General features: G+C 46.1%; 1 protein-coding gene. It reads right to left on the bottom strand.

Features of this window, described 5'->3' with window-relative positions; all coding sequences use genetic code 11:
* The coding region (locus R7Z47_RS26915; protein WP_318131034.1) for an alpha/beta fold hydrolase at positions 1-328 on the bottom strand (328 nt) is incomplete at its 3' end.
* Positions 329-514 lie beyond the last annotated feature (186 nt).

Raw genomic sequence — 514 nt, 5'->3', positions numbered from 1 at the left:
GTTGCGGGGCTTGAGCGGTCAGTTCCGCGCCCCACATGCCGCCAACAGATAAGCCAACAATGGAAAATTCGTCGATTTCCAAATGATCCATTAGCGCCAGCATGTGTTGGGCATAATCAACTAAAGACGTGGTCGAAGCAGGAGCGGCGTCCGATTCACCATGCGCCCATAAGTCAGGCACAATACAACGATAGGACTGACTCAAAACTTCAATTTGAGGCGCCCACATTTGGCAATCCCACAAATAGCTATGTCCAAACAGCAGCACAGGCCCTTCGCCTTTGTCTAGGTAAGCAAGTTGCTGACCTTCAATTTCAAACTTCTTCATTGTTATATCCATTTATTATTCTTCCGCGCCATCCTATCACTGAACACAAAGAAAACTGCTCACATCAGTCTGGAAATCTCGCGCCTTTTTCTTGGGAAAATAAACCACAAAAACAAAGGCCTCTATAAATAGAGGCCAGTCAATATACAAGGGTTGATTACGCGATTGGCGTTAGCTGGTCAATTG

The organism is Vibrio sp. 1641, from assembly GCF_033339995.1.
In the GTDB taxonomy this organism is placed as follows: domain Bacteria; phylum Pseudomonadota; class Gammaproteobacteria; order Enterobacterales; family Vibrionaceae; genus Vibrio; species Vibrio alginolyticus.
The sequence above is the reverse complement of the archived record's forward strand: the minus strand, read 5'-3'. Positions and strand labels throughout refer to the sequence as shown.